Source organism: Mesorhizobium sp. M6A.T.Cr.TU.014.01.1.1, from assembly GCF_004022765.1.
Classification (GTDB): Bacteria; Pseudomonadota; Alphaproteobacteria; order Rhizobiales; family Rhizobiaceae; genus Mesorhizobium; species Mesorhizobium mediterraneum.
Genome location: NZ_RZPG01000036.1, coordinates 33,109 through 48,751, shown reverse-complemented (window position 1 = coordinate 48,751; position 15,643 = coordinate 33,109). Strand labels below are relative to the sequence as shown.

Here is a 15,643-nt window from a genome sequence, read left to right as displayed (position 1 = left end):
AGAAAAAGCCCGCCCCGGGCTTGACCACGAATAAAGACCCAATCACCAATCATCTCATGAATACGATTCGATCCGTCTGCGTCTATTGCGGCTCATCGCCGGGCCGCGATCAGACCTATGCCAAGGCCGGACACCTGCTCGGGCGCTCGATTGCCAAGTCCGGCCTGCGTCTGATCTATGGCGGCGGCACCAGGGGCATCATGGGAGCCGTTGCCGAAGGCGCATTGCGAGCCGGCGGCAAGGTGACGGGCATCATTCCGCGCTTCCTGATCAACAGGGAGGCCACCGAAACCGCGCTTGACCGGCTCGACGAGCTCGTGATCACCGATAATATGCACGAGCGCAAACACGCCATGTTCGAGAAATCCGACGCCTTTGTGGCGCTGCCGGGCGGCATCGGCACGGTCGAGGAAATTATCGAGATCATGACCTGGGCGCAGCTCGGCCATCATCGCAAGCCGATCGTCTTCGGCAATGTTGGGGGATTCTGGGACCCGATGCTGGCGCTGCTCGACCATATGATGGCCGAAGGCTTCATCCACACCGCGCAGCGGGTCAAGCCGCTGGTGGTTGACGACCCCGAAGCAATCGTCGCCGCCATCATGGTCGCTGGATCGTCGGTCGATGCGCCGACCGAGGGTGTGCAGTCGGTAATCGACAAGCTTTAGGGGAGTAAGGCAGTAGGGCAGTATGTAGTGAATGCCGCGCTCATGATGAGGCACTCTCCTACTGCCCTACTGCCCTACTGCCCTACTGCCCTACTGCCCTACTGCCCTACTGCCCTACTGCGGTCTTATGTAGCAAAAGCACCAACATTCCCATAGCCGCTACCTAGTGGGTTCCCATAAAATCCGGGGCATGGGACAGCCGCTCGTCCCGGATAACCAGATCAAGCGCGAGGTGATGCTGTTTATGGACCAGGCAAATCGCGGCCCTGGCAAAGAGAAGGGCCGCACAGGCGACAAGGGCATTATCCCCTCAATTTCGGACAAGGCACTGCCTGTCTATTTCCGAAAGTCCATTAACGACCTCAAAGGGCAGATCACCAAAGAGGTAAACCCACTAACCAGTACCTTTGTGGTGGACGTGCTTGTCCAGTCGGTGGCCGGCGAGCCGAAAGGCTACATCGTCACGGACGTTCATGACGCCATTCCGTGCGACGACGCTGCCGAATAGAACGTTGACGAGGAGGAGGTAAACGTGCGGAATAAGCTCTCTAGGGGCAAATTCACAGCAGCGTTTTTCTTACAATGCCTGACGGCGATAGGGGTAGCGTCCGTACAATTGTAACGTGGTTCTTTGTTGGACTGCTACTGATTTTGTGCGCGATTACGATTTGGGATGTATCAGCCAGAAACGCCAAATATGACCAGCGCGCAGATTACAATGCCGCAAACCATGCCAGCGAAACCGAGAGCGCCATAGAGCGCGAGTGTGTCGGCGCTGACGTTTCTGCGATCAGAAAATGCATAGAGGAAAAAGTACGCGCCGAGCAGGAATCCAAACGCTCCGAATATGATCTTTCCGCTCAGCAGGCGATGGCTGATTGGGCGTTCGGCGTCTTGGCGGTTTCCTTTGTAACCCTCCTCGCCACCATTGCCGGCGTTATCTACGTTCGCAACACCTTGCTTGAAACTAGGCGCTTGGGAATTATCGAAACGCGAGCTTATGTCGGCGTAACCGATATATCGATAGAGGGCACCGACACCGCCTCTCCTACAATCATTATCTCGATCAAGAATGCCGGTTCCAGTCCAGCCCACAAGATCGCGATTACCAGCGGCTACAACCTGAATTTTGTTGGCCATGATCCTCGTTCTGATCTCACCAAAGACAGAACGGTGCGCGGCTTTGATATCGGACCTGGACAGGACTTCAATCATCCGGTTTTCATTTTCCACATGGTCTGGAAAATGTCCAAAAGCACCATGGAAAATGGCGCTGGCCGGTTCTTCGTTTATGGCAGAATCGACTATTCCGATGCGTTCGACAACCCGAGAGAAACAGCTTTCAAGTTCGAATATCATCCCGGTCCCAACGGGATCGCCGATGGGAAAACTTTCTCTATAACTAGCGAAGAGAACTACGCTAGTTAGAAAGAATGCGGCCAATACCGCTCGCGCCCACACGGCGCCTAGCTCACGGTCCCCTCCCGTCGTCGGGGCTTGGTGCCTTTGCTACATAAGGCCGCCCTACTGCCCTACTGCCCTACTGCCCTACTGCCCCCGCAAGTCGGCGACTTGCCCGGCTGGCCCGCCAGATGACATTGCCGACATCGTCGGCGACGAGCAATGCGCCGGTCTGATCAATAGCAACGCCGACCGGACGGCCCATCGCCTTGCCATCATGCCCAATGAAGCCAGTGAGCACATCCTTCGGGGGACCGCTCGGTTTACCACCGCGGAACGGCACGAAGATCACCTTGTAGCCGCTGTGCACGCTTCTGTTCCACGAGCCGTGCTGGCCGACGAAGGCGCCGTTGCCGTAGGCCGGACCGAGCGACGCGCCTTTGGAAAAGGTCAGTCCCAGCGAGGCGGTATGGGAACCCAGGGCATAGTCGGGCTTGACCGCCCTCGCCACGAGATCGGGGCGCTGCGGCTTGACGCGTTTGTCGACGTTCTGTCCGTAGTAGCTGTAAGGCCAGCCGTAGAACGCGCCGTCACGAACCGAGGTCATGTAATCCGGCACGAGATCGTCACCGATCTCGTCACGCTCGTTCACGGCGACCCAAAGCTCGCCAGTTTCAGGGTTCCAGGAGAGCCCGTTCGGGTTGCGCAGCCCCGACGCGAAGACCCGGGTGCGGCGGGTGGACAAATCCACTTCAAGGACGGCGGCGCGGTTCTTCTCGGCGGCCATGCCGTTTTCTCCAACGTTACTGTTGGAGCCGACGGTGGCATAGAGCTTGCGTCCATCCGGACTTGCGATCACGTCCTTGGTCCAATGATGGTTGAGCTCTCCGGCCGGCAAGTCGATGATCTTTTCCGGCGGCGTGGTGACTCGGGTCTGGCCATTGGAGTAGGGGAAAGCGACGAGCGCGTCGGTATTCGCGACGTAGAGCTTGCCTTTGGACAGCGTCATACCGAAGGGTGAATTGAGGTCTTCCGCGAACGTGGTGCGCACATCCGCAACGCCGTCGCCATTGGTGTCGCGCAGGAGCGTGATGCGGTTGGCGCTTGGGGTCGCGGCGCCGGCCCGCTTCATAGCCAGGTCCATGAAGACCTTTCTAAGGCTGAAGCCTTCATCCTGCTTGGCAGGGGCGTTGGTTTCGGCAACCAGCACGTCGCCGTTCGGAAGCACATGCAGCCAGCGCGGATGGTCAAGGCCGGTGGCGAAGGCGCTCACCGTCAGCCCCGTCGCGGGGGTCGGCATACCACCTTCCTGCCAGCCTTTCGCCTCGGCGATGTTGACGGTCGGGATCAGCGTCGGTCTTGGCTTCGGCAAAGTGGGGTTGGGGCCATAGCCGGTTATTGCCTCCGTTTTCTGCGCTGGAAAGCCGGCGCAACTCGCCATGACGGCTCCCAATACCGCTATGAATATGCTTCGTGGGAAGCCGGCATGCATCGGACGTCCTCCGCATGGATTTGCGTCGTGCTCTTTGCGTAAACGCCAGTCAACGACGTATTATTCCAAATTGCCTCCAAACAGCGGCGTTCGTGTGTGCGCCTCGGACCACGGTCAAAGTGTCAAGAAACCGTCACACGAAACCGGGAGCGCCCGTGCTAGGAATCACCGGCCGCTGCGGCCGCGCGGCGTTGTTTTCAAAAAGCTGGCCAAGCGACCATGAACATCGCCCTCAACCCGGAAGGCACCGACCTGTCGCCGTACCTGCCCGACGAGCATGGGTTGTTCTTCATCTATCACTTCACCGCCGAAGGCACGCGAACCAAAGACCCGGCCGCCGCACACTGGACATGGCGCAGCTATCAGCTTTCCGACATGCGTGCCCGCCACGAGATCGCCGCCGATCAGGCTTTGCCGCCGCCGGTGCGCGATGCCTTCCTGTCGGCCGGCCATGGCTGCCATATCGACCTTGAGGGCGACTGGCTCTACGGCGATCTGCCGGACCTGCGCCACGACTATTCGGCGGAAGCGCGTGGGCTCGGCCATTTCCGCTTCGCCTTCAACGACACGATGCTGATCGGCGGCCGCAAGCAACCGCTGCAGTCGGTCGACAACGTCCGTAAGGCGATCGACAATGGGTCGCGCAAATTCCGCTCTCCTGCCGAACTGATCGAGGCTGTCATGGGCCAGTCGCTCGACGGCATGGCGACGGAGCTCGGTAGCCTTGGCGATGCGCTCGACGGCATCGAGGACCGCATCGTCTGCGATGCATGGCACAGTGAGCGGCAGGCTCTGGTCGATGCACGCCGGCAATTGGTGGTGATCCACCGGCAGATGGCGGCGCTGACCAGCCTGTTCCGTCATCTCGACCATTCGCATCGCAACGATTTGCCCGACACAATCAACGACATGGCGGCACGGCTTTCGCACCGCGCCCACACATTGCACCATGACGGCGAGCAATTGCAGGCGCGCGCGCGGCTCTTGCAGGACGAGCTGATGGCCAAGCTGACGACGCAGTCGAACCAGTTGCTCTACATGCTGTCGGTGATGACGGCGGTGCTGTTGCCGATGACGATCATCTCAAGCCTGTTCGGCATGAATGTCGGCGGCCTGCCGCTGGTCGACACGCCGATGGGTTTTTGGGTGGCGTCGGCGATATCGCTGGCAGTCGCGGCGGTCGTCTACCTGTTCGTCAGGCGGCTGGGGCGCGGGATGTAGCGGCAACCGTTACAAGGTTGCGCGAAACTCCTCGACGACAGTGCCGGCGGCGCGCACCTCCGCTTCGTGGTTCGGCTCGCGCCACGTCTCGGCAAGGGCTGCCGCGTACCATTCGCGCATCGCCGGCAGAGCAAGCAATCGCGCCGGATAGGCGGCAGCTGCGCCCTCGAAAGACAGTCCGTAGGACTGAACCCTAAACGCCACCGGGGCAAAGAAGGCGTCAACGGCGGTGAAGCGATCGCCAGCCAGGAACGGTCCGCCGAAGCGGCGCAGCCCATCGTCCCAGAGATCGCCGAGACGGAAGAGGTCGTGCTTCAGCTCATCGGAGATCGGCACCGGCGCGATGCGGACACCGCAGTTCATCGGACAGGAGCCGCGCAAGGCGGTGAAGCTCGAATGCATTTCGGCCGCAGCCGACCGCGCCCAGGCTCGCGCCTTCGCGTCGGCAGGCCAGACGCCGGCGTGGCGCTCGGCCAGATATTCGGCGATGGCGAGCGAATCCCAAACCGCCCAGCCGTCGTCGATCAGGCAAGGTACGCGGCCGCTCGGCGAGAACGGCCGGTAGAGGCTCCAGCTCGACCCGGTCGGAAACGGTGTCAGCCGCTCCTCGAAGGGGACGTCCAATGTCCGCATCAGCACCCAGGGCCGCAGCGACCACGAGGAATAATTCTTGTTTGCTATGTGCAGCAAGTACATCGAAAATCCCCCTAACGCACTGCCGGCCGGATCTCGCGACCGCGGAACATCGACCAGGAATAGATCGCCAGCGCCGTCCAGATCAGGCCGAAGGCGATGGCCTGGGTGCTGCCGAAGGGTTCGCCGAACATCAGCACGGCGATCAGGAACACAATGGTCGGCGCGATATACTGCATGATGCCGATGGTGGAGAGACGCAGCAGCTTGGCCCCGAAGGCAAACAGCAGCAACGGTATGGCGGTGACCGGGCCGCAGCCGATCAGCAGCGCCGTATCGTCCAGGGAACTGGAGACGAAATGGTCCTGCCCGGTGACGATGAGGAAGATGATGTAGCCGAGCGCCGGCACCGACAACAACAGCACTTCGAGCAGAAAGCCCTGGCTCGGACCGATTGGCAGCGTCTTGCGGAAGAAGGCATAGGCGGCAAAGGAAAACGCCAGCACCAGTGATACCCAGGGTAGCTTGCCGGCGTCGATCGTCAGCACTGCGACCGCGATCGCCGCCAGCACCACCGCCGCGATCTGCAGCCGGTCGAGCCGTTCGCCGAGCAGCAGCGCGCCGACAACAACGCTGACAAGCGGGTTGATGTAGTAGCCTAGCGCGGTCTCGATGGTACGGTCGACCGCGATAGCCCAGACATAGATGCCCCAGTTGACTGAAATCAGCGCTGCCGTCAGCGCCGCCATCGAAATGATGCGCGGCGAACGGATTGCGGCCTTGAAGTCCGCCGTGCGGCCGGCCCAGACCAAAACGGCCGCAGCGATCGGCACAGACCAGACGATGCGGTGCGCGATGACTTCGGCCAGCGGCAGATGCGCGACCGCCTTCATGTAGAAAGGCAGCAACCCCCACAGGAGATAGGCGCCCAGCGCCAGCAGAAAGCCACGCCGGGCCTTTGAGTCTGCTTCGAGCTGAATTGCTTGCGTGGCCATGGCCCAACGCTATGCGCCAGCCGCCGTGCCAAGACCATCGCAAAGTTCTGATGGATCAATGGACTTTCGCTGATGGTTCAATCTTACTCCGCCGCTACCAGCCCGGCCATCTCTCGGTTCTTCATCAGCTTGTAGACGATCGAATCCATCAGCGCCTGGAACGAGGCGTCGATGATGTTTTCTGAGACGCCGACCGTCCACCAGCGGGCGCCGGTGCCGTCATGCGATTCAACCAGCACGCGGGTGATCGCCTCGGTGCCGCCATTGAGGATACGCACCTTGAAGTCCGCAAGCTCGAGGTCGGCAATCTCGTCCTGGAATTTTCCGAGATCCTTGCGCAGCGCGATATCGAGCGCGTTGACCGGGCCGTGCCCTTCCGCCACCGACATTTTTTCCTCGCCGTCGACCATCACCTTGACGATCGCCTCGGAGACCGTCTTCAGCTGGCCGTTGGCGTCGAACCGGCGCTCGACCATGCAGCGGAACGAGGTGACGCTGAAGAATTCCGGCAGGCCGTGCAGCATCTTGCGCGCCAGAAGCTCGAAGCTGGCGTCGGCGCCTTCATAGGCATAGCCCTCGGCCTCACGCTCCTTGACCACTGATATCAGCGCATCGAGCCGGTGGTCGTCCCGGGGCATGTCGATGCCGCGCCGCTTCAGCTCGGCGAGGAAATTGGCCCTGCCGCCCTGGTCCGAGACCATGACGCGGCGGCGGTTGCCGACCGCTTCCGGCGGCACATGCTCGTAGGTGGCCGGCTCCTTGGCCAGCGCCGAGGCATGGATGCCGGCCTTGGTGGCGAAGGCGGAAGCGCCGACATAGGGCGCCTGCGCTTCCGGCGCACGGTTCAGCAATTCGTCAAAGGCGCGGGATAGGCGCGATATCCCAGCCAATGCTTCGGCCGAAATGCCTGTCTCGAAGCGGCTGGAAAAGGCCGGCTTTAGCGCCAGGGTCGGCACGATCGAGATCAGATTGGCGTTGCCGCAGCGCTCGCCGATGCCGTTCAGCGTGCCCTGAATCTGACGCACGCCAGCCTCGACGGCCGCCAGCGAATTCGCCACGGCCTGGCCAGTGTCGTCATGGGCATGGATGCCAAGATGGTCTCCGGGAATGCCTGAGGCGATGACCTTCTCGACGATGGCGCGCACTTCCGAGGGCTGCGTGCCGCCATTGGTGTCACACAGCACCACCCAGCGCGCGCCGGCGTCATAGGCGGTCCTGGCGCAGGCCAGCGCATAATCGGGATTGGCCTTGAAGCCGTCGAAGAAATGCTCGCAGTCGACCAGCGCTTCCTTCCCGGCAGCAACCGCCGCCTCGACCGAGGCCTTGATCGCCTCGAGGTTTTCTTCGTTGGTGCAGCCCAGCGCGACGCGGACATGGTAGTCCCAGCTCTTGGCGACAAAGCAGATTGCGTCCGATTTCGACTGAACAAGTGCGGCAAGCCCGGGATCGTTCGAAGCCGACACCCCTGCCCGCTTGGTCATGCCGAAGGCGACGAATTTGGCGCTAGTCGTGCGGTGCTCGGCAAAGAAGGCGGTGTCGGTCGGGTTGGCGCCGGGATAGCCGCCCTCGACATAGTCGATGCCGAACTCGTCGAGCAGCTTGGCGATGGCGATCTTGTCCTCGACGGAAAAGTCGATGCCGGGCGTCTGCTGGCCATCGCGCAGAGTGGTGTCGAAGAGATAGAGGCGTTGTTTTTTCATGGCAATAGCCCGAAAGGCCGCGATCCGTCGCGCCCCCCTCTGTCCTGCCGGACATCTCCCCCACGGGTGGGGAGATTGGCTGTCCCGTCTGCTTTCGCAAACCTTCGAGGTTGCAGGACAAGCGGCAAGGCCGAAGCTGCCGATCTCCCCCCAAGTGGGGGAGATGCCCGGCAGGGCAGAGGGGGGCGCCGTAGAGCACGAATAGCCATCATCATTTCCCCGCAAACCGGTCCGTCGCCCGGATCAGCCGGTCGAGGATGCCCGGCTCCGAATATGCATGGCCGGCGCCCTCGATCAGGTGGAAATCCGCCTTCGGCCACGCCTTGTGCAGCGCCCACGCATAGCGCGCCGGGCACGGCATGTCATAGCGGCCGTGGATGATGGCGCCGGGGATGTCCTTCAGCTTGAACGCATCGCGCAGCAGCTGCCCTTCCTCCAGCCAGCCGGCATGGACGAAATAGTGGTTCTCGATGCGGGCAAAGGCGACTGCGTAGTCGTCTTCGCCAAACGGGCCGCTGGTTTCCGGCTCGGGCAATAGCGTGATCGTCTCGCCTTCCCACAGGCTCCAGGCGCGGGCCGCCTCGACCTGTGCCTTGCGGTCGCTGCCGACCAGCCGCTTGCGATAGGCGGCCATCATGTCGCCGCGCTCGGCCTCGGGGATCGGCGCCAGGAAGCGTTCCCATTTGTCGGGGAACATTTCCGAGACGCCGAACTGGTAATACCATTCGAGCTCCGCGCGCGTCAGCGTGTAAATGCCGCGCACGACCAGTTCGCTGACCCGCTCGGGGTGGGTCTCGGCATAGGCCAGCGCCAGCGTCGAGCCCCACGAGCCACCGAACACCAGCCATTTGTCGAAGCCGCACATGTCGCGCAGGCGCTCGATGTCGGCGACCAGATGCCAGGTGGTGTTGGCCTCGAGCGAGGCGTTCGGCGTCGATTTTCCGCAGCCGCGCTGGTCGAACAGGATGACGTCGTAAAGCTTAGGATCGAACAGCCGCCGATGCTTCGGCGAAATGGTGCCGCCCGGTCCGCCGTGCAGGAACACAGCCGGCTTGGCGCCCCTGGTGCCGGAACGCTCCCAATAGACCTGATGGCCGTCGCCCACATCGAGCATGCCGGACTCGAAGGCCTCGATCTCGGGATAGAGGTTGCGGAGTTCACTGCTCATAATTTCAGGCCCTGCTGCGGCCAGTTGGCCGTCTCGTGATCCGGATGCTGGAAGGAGATGATCGATTCCTGCCGGGTGTAATAGTCAGGATCCTCGTGGACCGGCGCGTCGAAGATCTTCTCCACCCAGGGCAGCCGCGCGGCGTAATTGACCTGGATCTGCGGTGCGAGGTCGGAACGGTCGTCGAAAGCGCCGATAGCGATCTCGAGCCCGCCGGGCTGCCTGTAGGTCAGCGGCGTGCCGCATCGGGCGCAGAAGCCGCGATCGATGTTGACAGACGACTGGAAATAACTCGGCTCCTCACGGACCCATTCGACGCCGTCCTTCGGCACCGTCACCAGCGCGCCGAAGAAGGAACCGAACTGTTTCTGGCACATGCGGCAATGGCAGATGGACGGGCGCCCGAGTGCTCCACGGATACGGAAACGGACGGCGCCGCACTGGCAGCCGCCGGTTCGAACGGTTTCGGTCATGATCTTTCCTCCGGCGGCCATTGTTCGGTGTCGTGGTCGGGATGCTGGTAAGAGACGAGATCGGCAAGATAGGAGGCCGACGAGACGTCGGCCATCGTGTCCTCGCCGGGCAATTCGTGGATGTGATCCACATAGGGGAGTTTTGCTTCGATGCCCCATTGGATGGTCGGCGCGATCTCCTCCGGGTCGTCGAAGGCGGCGATGGCGAGCGCGATGCCGTCGGGCGCCTCGAAGGTCAGCGGCGTGCCGCAATCGGCACAAAAACCGCGCAATGCGGCACTGGACGAGCGGAAGCGTTTGGGCTCACCGCGCGTCCAGTCGAGTTTTGCGTCACGCACGGACACCAGCGGCAGGTAGAAATTGCCGCTCGCCTTCTGGCACATGCGGCAATGGCACACGGAGGCGTCACCCAGAGCGCCTTCGATACGGAAGCGCACGGCGCCGCACTGGCAACCGCCTGTGTAGACCGGTCTGTTGTCGAGGCTCATCATCGATCACTCCGGAACATGGCAGACGGCTTCGACATTGTTGCCGTCGGGATCGAAGACAAAGGCGCCATAATAGTTCGCATGATAGTGCGGACGCAGGCCCGGCGCGCCGTTGTCCTTGCCGCCGGCGGCGATGGCGGCTGAGTGGAAGGCATCGACCTCGGCGCGGCTGCGCGCGGTGAAAGCGACGTGTTGGCGGTCCTTCGTCTTGTCCTTGCCGGCATGCAGCCAGAACACCGGCCGGTCGCGGCCATAGCCCCCGACCTTGGCGCCGCCGGTATATTCCTGCGGCACCATGTAGAGGAGTGACGCACCGAGCGGCGCCATCGCCTTGTCGTAAAAGGCCTTGGAGGTGTCAAAATCGGAAACGGTGATGCCGAGATGATCGATCATGGAACTGCCTCCCTCCTATGTTCGTCGGCCGGCATTTCGGCACGGGCCAGACCGGCCTCGATCACGATGTGCTGGCAGACATTGTCGATATCGCGGATGACGTCGTCGTTCCAGAAGCGCAGGATGATCCAGCCCAGCGCCTCAAGCTTAGCTGTTCTCGCAGCGTCGGATGCCGAAGCTTCGGCCCGAGCGTGCTGAGAGCCGTCGAGTTCGACGATCAACCTTTTGGTGGGGCAGGCGAAATCGACGATGTAGCCGGCGATAGGCATCTGGCGCCTGAAGGCTAGTCCCATCAGCCTGTGCGCTCTAATCTCATTCCAAAGCTTCAGCTCGGCGTCGGTCATAGCCCTGCGCATCTTGCGCGCATTGCTGCGGTTGTTGGCGGGTACCGGGAAATGCGTCATCGCAGTGCGCCCCCCTCTGGCCTGCCGGCCATCTCCCCCTCAAGGGGGGAGATCGGCGGCTTCGCCGACAGCGCCCAATCATCAACGTAGGCGATTGGCGAAAGCCGAAGTGACGTCCAATCTCCCCCCTTGAGGGGGAGATGGCCGGCAGGCCAGAGGGGGGCGCTTGGCACCATCCTCACCGCTTGACCTCCCACGTCGTTACGCGGGCGCCCGTGACGGGGTCCTTGCCGTCCTTCAACTGAACACCCTGCGCCAGCAAGTCGTCGCGGATGCGATCGGCCTCCGCCCAGTTCTTGGCGGCGATCAGTTCCAGGCGCTTGGCGATCGCCCTGGCGATCTCGCCTTCATCGACCTTGGCCGCGCCGACATCGAAGCCGAGGAACGACAGCGCCGCCTTCAGCGAAGCGGCAGCATCGTTGCCCGCTGCGCCAGCGTTGCCGCCAGCAGCAGCATTGAAATCCACAGCCTCGCCGGCCAACTGCGTCAGCACCTGGAACGCAGAATAGGTTGCTAGATCGTCCGACAGGGCTTCCACCACGTCCACTGGCAATTGCTTTGCCGCCGCCGGCGCAAGGTCCGCTGCCCGCTTCCATTTGCGCAGCGTGTTTTCCGCCTCCTCCAGCTTGCGCACGGAAAAGTCGATCGGCTCGCGATAATGCGTCATCAGCATCGCCAGCCGCAGCACCTCGCCCGGCCATTTGCGGCCACCAAAGGTCTCCGTCTCCAGCAACTCGTTGATCGAGTAGAAGTTGCCCAGGCTCTTGGACATCTTCTGCCCTTCGACCTGCAGGAAGCCGTTGTGCATCCACACCTTGGCCATCGTTTCGGTGCCGTGGGCGCAGCGCGACTGGGCGATCTCGTTCTCGTGGTGCGGGAAGATCAGGTCGAGCCCGCCGCCATGGATGTCGAAGACCTCGCCGAGATAGGCGGCCGACATCGCCGAGCACTCGATGTGCCAGCCCGGCCGGCCCCTGCCCCACGGGCTGTCCCAGCCCGGCTCTTCCGGCGAGGACAGCTTCCACAGCACGAAATCGCCAGGGTTCTTCTTGTGCGCATCGACGGCGACGCGGGCGCCGGCCTGCTGTTCGTCGAGATTGCGCTTCGACAACTGGCCATAGTCCGGCATCGAGGCGGTGTCGAACAGAACTTCGCCTGCCGCGACATAGGCATGGCCGCGTTCGATCAGCCGTTGAATCAAGGAGATCATGTCGGTCTTGCCGTCTGGCCTAGGCTCGACGAACTCGGTGGCGCGCGGCTCGACCGTCGGCTCCAGGCAGCCGAGCGTCGCCACATCCTTGTGGAACTGGTCGGTAGTCTTTTCGGTGACCCGCCGAATCGCCTCGTTCAGCGACAGTTTTCCCGAGGCAATCTCGCCGCCGAAATCACGCAAGGCGCGGGCGTTGATCTTGTCGTCGACATCCGTGATGTTGCGCACATAGGTGACATGCGCTTGCCCGTAGAGATGGCGCAGCAGGCGGAACAGCACATCGAAGACGATCACCGGCCGCGCATTGCCGATATGGGCAAAGTCGTAGACCGTCGGGCCGCAGACATACATGCGCACATTGCGCGGATCGATCGGAACAAAATCTTCCTTCGTCCGCGTCAGCGTGTTGTAGAGGCGCAGGCCCTTCGATGCGTCAGACATTCCGTGCCTTCCCGGTCCGATATTCTTGTTCGAGCTGGAGTCTTCCTTGCGCCGAGACGCAAATCAGGCGCCAGCCTGCTGGCCGGGGCGTTTGTCCACTCTAGAAGGAAGATAGGCGAAAACGTCCGGACCAGCGCGAGGCTAGCCAATAATGCAAATGCCACAAATGGCGAAAGACGTTCTCATGAGCGGCTTTATCGCCTCAGCCAGTGTTGCCGTCAAGTCGCAACTTTCGGCAAAAGAGTCGTTGATTCACAGGTTATGACGCAGTGAAACATTTTATTAAACATGTCGGCACAGTCATGAAACATTCGCCGGCTAGATCACCAGATGTCACGATTTGGTCGGATTCGACCAGCAAACGCGGACACGAAGACGTTACCAGGGAAGAGAAAAATGCCCCGAACCAAGCAGGACTCCAGCAGCGCTAAGCAACCGGCGCTCGCCAGCCAATACCGAGCGATCGGCCCGGCCGCGATCGTCGCGGCCCTTCTCCATACCGCGAAGAAGAAAAAGCCGGCGCAGAAGATCACATCGCCGCGCGCTGCCTGATGTGACGTCCGCCGGCGCCATGCGCCGGCAATGAGGGCGCCGAAAGTATGCCGGGAAAATAGCAGCTAGAACAAGGTCATCTGACTGTCGTCCGCGCCGGACTTCTGGCGCCTGGTCTTCTCGGGCTCCGGCCCCACGATGCCCTTTTCCTGAATCTCCGGTCCGGTGTTGGCGACCTTGTTGACGAGGTCGGAAACCGGGACAGCCTCGAAGAAATCAAGCTGTGCCGGTCTGAGCAGGTCGGCGACGTCGCGCGGCTCCAGCATGCGGCAATCCAGCCAGCGGGCGAAATCCTGCGGATTTATCACCACCGGCATCCGGTCATGGATATGGGCGATGTCGGCGTTGGCGTTGACCGTCAGGATGGCGCCGGTGTCCATTTCCGAACCACCCGGCTCGGCATAGGTCTCGATCAGCCCGGCGAACGCGACAAGCCCGCCATGCTTCGGCCGCACCCAATAGGGCTGCCCCTTCTTGCCGCCTGATTGACGCCATTCGTAGAAACCGGAGGCCGGGACCAAAGCGCGGCGATGGCGCATAGCGGTGCGAAACGAGGCCTTTTCCGTTGCTCCCTCCGAGCGGGCGTTGAACAGCAGCGGAAACTCACGCGTGTCCTTCACCCAGGCCGGGATCAGCCCCCAGCGCACCAGCATCGGCTGGCGGTCGGGCAAATTCGAGCCTGGCGCCTTCGGCAAACCGGCGATCGCCACCAGCACCGGCTGCGTCGGCGCGATGTTGTAGCGGGCCGGAAAATCCTCCAGCTCCGCCAGACCGAGAAAAGCGGCGGTCTGGTCCGGCGTGGCGGTCAAGGCAAAGCGTCCGCACATAAGCTAAAAACTCGTTGAGTTGGTCGGATGCGAAGGTGGCGATGGAACCGGCGTTGCGCAACCGCTAATGCTTCTTCTCGCCGGCCGGTCCACAACGGACACAGCAAATGACGATCGGATACCCATGGACGAGGTTCGTAAAATACTCCCGGCTGTATCGGTCGCCATCGTCCGCGGCGACACCGTGCTGCTGGTCAAGCGGGCGCGGCAGCCTTCGCAAGGATTTTACGCGTTTCCAGGCGGCAAGGTCGAGGCCGGCGAAACGCTGGAGGAAGCCGCGCAACGCGAATTGCTGGAAGAAACCGGATTGCAGGCGCACAACTACCGCCTCCTTCGGGAAATCCACATCGATGGCAACAGCGACGGGCACCCGGTCGACTATCTGCTGACGGTGTTCGGCGCCACCTATGCCGGCGGCGAGCCCGTGGCCAGCGACGACGCCGAGACCGCCGCCTTCTATACGCTCAGCGAAATGACGGCGCTGCCGCTTGCCGCTTCGGTGTTTGCCGTTGCCGACGGATTGCTCAGGAACGAAGGGGCATAGCCTCGAAAATCGCCTTGCAGGCGACAGTATGTTTCGCCACAAGGACTTATGATCCGCGCCTCGTTTTTCCTTGCAGCTTGCCTCGCCGCCAGCACGGCGATCGGGCCGCAGCCGGCTCTGGCCGCCGAGTCGCCGTTCGAGCCGGGGCTGATGCGGCTGGCGGAGGTTTTGGGGTCGCTGCATTTTCTGCGTAATCTATGCGGCGAGAAGGGCGACCAGTGGCGGGTCGAGATGGAGAAGCTGATTGCTTCGGAAAACCCGGACCCAGAGCGGCTCGCCCGCTTCATCGCCAGCTTCAACCGCGGCTACCGCTCGTTCGGCAGCACCTACACGCAGTGCACCGCCTCGGCGACCGAAGCCATCAGCCGCTACATGAAGGAAGGCGAGACGCTGTCGCGCGACATCGCCTCGCGCTACGGCAACTGACCTTGACACCTGCCTGCTTGTGTCCGGCCTGCTTGTGTCCGGTGGCATCTTAGTGCAATCCTTGTGTTGCACTTCTGCAACGGTATTAACGAAACGTTACCGCGCGGATGTGGAATTAACTCAAACTGAAGGTTTTCGTCCCGCTCGCCGGCCTAATCGGCTAAGTTTTGAATCGGATCGAGCGCAGGTTTACAAAACGCGACGAGACTTGTCGGAAGCGACCCTAGAAATTTCGTATTTACAAGTACTTACTTAACCTGCGTGTAAAAAAGGACAGCCCAAGCCTGATCCGCATCTGTCGGATCGCCGCTTGAAAAGGGGTGGACATCGCAATGGAACATGGCGTCAACGACATCGACGCGCTGGTCAGGGAAGAAAAGCGCCTGACCGCAGTGGAAAGCCACAGCGAGGCCTGGGCGGAAGGGCTTTCGGCCGGAATCGAGCCGGAAATCATCGCCGAGGCGGCCCTCGAAACCGCCTTCGGCGAAATGCTGCGCGCCAATGGCGAGACCTCAGCCCTTGCCCTGCTCGACCGCATGCGTGAAAAGGTGATAGCCGGGGCCTTCGAACCAGGACGGCTGCGGCACTGAACCGGCATCAGGCTCTT

General features: G+C 62.0%; 20 protein-coding genes. 9 read left to right on the top strand and 11 right to left on the bottom strand.

Features of this window, described 5'->3' with window-relative positions; translation table 11 throughout:
• Positions 1-56 precede the first annotated feature (56 nt).
• The 4 genes from EN885_RS29785 to EN885_RS29775 all read left to right on the top strand — a co-directional run bounded on the left by EN885_RS29785 (position 57) and on the right by EN885_RS29775 (position 2,096).
• The gene (locus EN885_RS29785; protein WP_095483169.1) at positions 57-668 is read left to right on the top strand and encodes a TIGR00730 family Rossman fold protein; all 612 of its coding nucleotides are present in this window, start codon (positions 57-59) and stop codon (positions 666-668) included.
• 190 nt (positions 669-858) lie between these two features.
• Positions 859-1,176 carry a hypothetical protein gene (locus EN885_RS29780; RefSeq protein ID WP_128244185.1) on the top strand — a complete coding sequence of 106 codons (318 nt, stop codon included), beginning with the start codon at positions 859-861 and terminating at the stop codon, positions 1,174-1,176.
• 24 nt (positions 1,177-1,200) lie between these two features.
• On the top strand, positions 1,201-1,290 hold the full coding sequence (locus tag EN885_RS34405) for a DUF6471 domain-containing protein (RefSeq protein ID WP_245493167.1): 90 nt from the start codon (positions 1,201-1,203) through the stop codon (positions 1,288-1,290).
• Positions 1,251-2,096 carry a hypothetical protein gene (locus EN885_RS29775; protein ID WP_128244184.1) on the top strand — a complete coding sequence of 282 codons (846 nt, stop codon included), beginning with the start codon at positions 1,251-1,253 and terminating at the stop codon, positions 2,094-2,096. Before EN885_RS34405 ends, EN885_RS29775 begins: the two co-directional genes overlap by 40 nt.
• 112 nt (positions 2,097-2,208) lie before the next feature.
• Here EN885_RS29775 and EN885_RS29770 read toward each other — a convergent pair whose 3' ends face one another.
• Positions 2,209-3,561, bottom strand: a complete 1,353-nt coding sequence (locus EN885_RS29770) for a sorbosone dehydrogenase family protein (protein ID WP_128244183.1) — start codon at positions 3,559-3,561, stop codon at positions 2,209-2,211.
• Between the two features lie 219 nt (positions 3,562-3,780).
• Between EN885_RS29770 and EN885_RS29765 the strand changes: the two genes are divergently transcribed.
• On the top strand, positions 3,781-4,782 hold the full coding sequence (locus EN885_RS29765) for a transporter (RefSeq protein WP_127292560.1): 1,002 nt from the start codon (positions 3,781-3,783) through the stop codon (positions 4,780-4,782).
• A 9-nt stretch (positions 4,783-4,791) separates the two neighbouring features.
• On the opposite strand, the gene EN885_RS29760 is transcribed toward EN885_RS29765, so the two are convergent.
• The 9 genes from EN885_RS29760 to cysS all read right to left on the bottom strand — a co-directional run bounded on the left by EN885_RS29760 (position 4,792) and on the right by cysS (position 12,687).
• Positions 4,792-5,478: a glutathione S-transferase family protein gene (locus EN885_RS29760; protein WP_128244182.1), complete on the bottom strand. Its 687-nt coding sequence runs from the start codon at positions 5,476-5,478 to the stop codon at positions 4,792-4,794.
• A gap of 11 nt (positions 5,479-5,489) precedes the next feature.
• Positions 5,490-6,410 (bottom strand): EamA family transporter RarD, encoded by a 921-nt coding sequence (gene rarD / locus EN885_RS29755; protein ID WP_128244181.1) that lies wholly within the window; start codon positions 6,408-6,410, stop codon positions 5,490-5,492.
• Positions 6,411-6,493: 83 nt separating this feature from the next.
• On the bottom strand, positions 6,494-8,110 hold the full coding sequence (gene cimA, locus EN885_RS29750; RefSeq protein WP_127205989.1) for a citramalate synthase: 1,617 nt from the start codon (positions 8,108-8,110) through the stop codon (positions 6,494-6,496).
• Positions 8,111-8,321: 211 nt separating this feature from the next.
• The gene (gene pip / locus EN885_RS29740; protein ID WP_128244180.1) at positions 8,322-9,278 is read right to left on the bottom strand and encodes a prolyl aminopeptidase; all 957 of its coding nucleotides are present in this window, start codon (positions 9,276-9,278) and stop codon (positions 8,322-8,324) included.
• Positions 9,275-9,751, bottom strand: coding sequence for a GFA family protein (locus tag EN885_RS29735; protein ID WP_126107160.1), 477 nt, complete (start codon positions 9,749-9,751; stop codon positions 9,275-9,277). The genes pip and EN885_RS29735 overlap by 4 nt, the downstream gene beginning before the upstream one ends.
• Complete coding sequence (locus tag EN885_RS29730) at positions 9,748-10,239, bottom strand: GFA family protein (RefSeq protein WP_128244193.1); 492 nt, start codon at positions 10,237-10,239, stop codon at positions 9,748-9,750. Before EN885_RS29730 ends, EN885_RS29735 begins: the two co-directional genes overlap by 4 nt.
• A 6-nt stretch (positions 10,240-10,245) precedes the next feature.
• Positions 10,246-10,632, bottom strand: a complete 387-nt coding sequence (locus EN885_RS29725; RefSeq protein ID WP_128244179.1) for a VOC family protein — start codon at positions 10,630-10,632, stop codon at positions 10,246-10,248.
• Positions 10,629-11,036: a DUF559 domain-containing protein gene (locus EN885_RS29720; protein WP_128244178.1), complete on the bottom strand. Its 408-nt coding sequence runs from the start codon at positions 11,034-11,036 to the stop codon at positions 10,629-10,631. Before EN885_RS29720 ends, EN885_RS29725 begins: the two co-directional genes overlap by 4 nt.
• Before the next feature lie 178 nt (positions 11,037-11,214).
• Positions 11,215-12,687, bottom strand: coding sequence for a cysteine--tRNA ligase (cysS, locus tag EN885_RS29710; protein WP_128244177.1), 1,473 nt, complete (start codon positions 12,685-12,687; stop codon positions 11,215-11,217).
• Between the two features lie 396 nt (positions 12,688-13,083).
• Between cysS and EN885_RS29705 the strand changes: the two genes are divergently transcribed.
• Positions 13,084-13,239: a hypothetical protein gene (locus EN885_RS29705; protein ID WP_082982528.1), complete on the top strand. Its 156-nt coding sequence runs from the start codon at positions 13,084-13,086 to the stop codon at positions 13,237-13,239.
• 65 nt (positions 13,240-13,304) lie between these two features.
• Here EN885_RS29705 and EN885_RS29700 read toward each other — a convergent pair whose 3' ends face one another.
• Positions 13,305-14,066, bottom strand: coding sequence for an SOS response-associated peptidase (locus tag EN885_RS29700; protein ID WP_128244176.1), 762 nt, complete (start codon positions 14,064-14,066; stop codon positions 13,305-13,307).
• Positions 14,067-14,190: 124 nt separating this feature from the next.
• Here EN885_RS29700 and EN885_RS29695 point away from each other — a divergent pair, with 124 nt between their 5' ends.
• From EN885_RS29695 to EN885_RS29685, 3 genes are all read left to right on the top strand, one after another.
• A complete protein-coding gene (locus EN885_RS29695; RefSeq protein ID WP_128244175.1) occupies positions 14,191-14,610 on the top strand; it encodes an NUDIX hydrolase in 420 nt (139 codons plus the stop codon).
• A 48-nt stretch (positions 14,611-14,658) separates the two neighbouring features.
• On the top strand, positions 14,659-15,036 hold the full coding sequence (locus tag EN885_RS29690; RefSeq protein WP_128244174.1) for a TIGR02301 family protein: 378 nt from the start codon (positions 14,659-14,661) through the stop codon (positions 15,034-15,036).
• A 332-nt stretch (positions 15,037-15,368) separates the two neighbouring features.
• Positions 15,369-15,626: a hypothetical protein gene (locus tag EN885_RS29685; protein WP_077381793.1), complete on the top strand. Its 258-nt coding sequence runs from the start codon at positions 15,369-15,371 to the stop codon at positions 15,624-15,626.
• The last annotated feature ends 17 nt before the right edge of the window (positions 15,627-15,643 follow it).

Bases quoted from the DNA above. Each gene is read 5' to 3' on its own strand.
- EN885_RS29775 (WP_128244184.1), top strand. From the start codon at position 1,251: ATGCCTGACGGCGATAGGGGTAGCGTCCGTACAATTGTAACGTGGTTC.
- EN885_RS29690 (WP_128244174.1), top strand. From the start codon at position 14,659: ATGATCCGCGCCTCGTTTTTCCTTGCAGCTTGCCTCGCCGCCAGCACG.
- EN885_RS29725 (WP_128244179.1), bottom strand. From the start codon at position 10,632: ATGATCGATCATCTCGGCATCACCGTTTCCGATTTTGACACCTCCAAG.
- EN885_RS29705 (WP_082982528.1), top strand. From the start codon at position 13,084: ATGCCCCGAACCAAGCAGGACTCCAGCAGCGCTAAGCAACCGGCGCTC.
- EN885_RS29720 (WP_128244178.1), bottom strand. From the start codon at position 11,036: ATGACGCATTTCCCGGTACCCGCCAACAACCGCAGCAATGCGCGCAAG.
- pip (WP_128244180.1), bottom strand. From the start codon at position 9,278: ATGAGCAGTGAACTCCGCAACCTCTATCCCGAGATCGAGGCCTTCGAG.
- cysS (WP_128244177.1), bottom strand. From the start codon at position 12,687: ATGTCTGACGCATCGAAGGGCCTGCGCCTCTACAACACGCTGACGCGG.
- EN885_RS29780 (WP_128244185.1), top strand. From the start codon at position 859: ATGGGACAGCCGCTCGTCCCGGATAACCAGATCAAGCGCGAGGTGATG.
- EN885_RS29695 (WP_128244175.1), top strand. From the start codon at position 14,191: ATGGACGAGGTTCGTAAAATACTCCCGGCTGTATCGGTCGCCATCGTC.
- EN885_RS29700 (WP_128244176.1), bottom strand. From the start codon at position 14,066: ATGTGCGGACGCTTTGCCTTGACCGCCACGCCGGACCAGACCGCCGCT.
- EN885_RS29760 (WP_128244182.1), bottom strand. From the start codon at position 5,478: ATGTACTTGCTGCACATAGCAAACAAGAATTATTCCTCGTGGTCGCTG.
- rarD (WP_128244181.1), bottom strand. From the start codon at position 6,410: ATGGCCACGCAAGCAATTCAGCTCGAAGCAGACTCAAAGGCCCGGCGT.
- EN885_RS29770 (WP_128244183.1), bottom strand. From the start codon at position 3,561: ATGCATGCCGGCTTCCCACGAAGCATATTCATAGCGGTATTGGGAGCC.
- EN885_RS29730 (WP_128244193.1), bottom strand. From the start codon at position 10,239: ATGAGCCTCGACAACAGACCGGTCTACACAGGCGGTTGCCAGTGCGGC.
- EN885_RS29735 (WP_126107160.1), bottom strand. From the start codon at position 9,751: ATGACCGAAACCGTTCGAACCGGCGGCTGCCAGTGCGGCGCCGTCCGT.
- EN885_RS29785 (WP_095483169.1), top strand. From the start codon at position 57: ATGAATACGATTCGATCCGTCTGCGTCTATTGCGGCTCATCGCCGGGC.
- EN885_RS29685 (WP_077381793.1), top strand. From the start codon at position 15,369: ATGGAACATGGCGTCAACGACATCGACGCGCTGGTCAGGGAAGAAAAG.
- EN885_RS29765 (WP_127292560.1), top strand. From the start codon at position 3,781: ATGAACATCGCCCTCAACCCGGAAGGCACCGACCTGTCGCCGTACCTG.
- cimA (WP_127205989.1), bottom strand. From the start codon at position 8,110: ATGAAAAAACAACGCCTCTATCTCTTCGACACCACTCTGCGCGATGGC.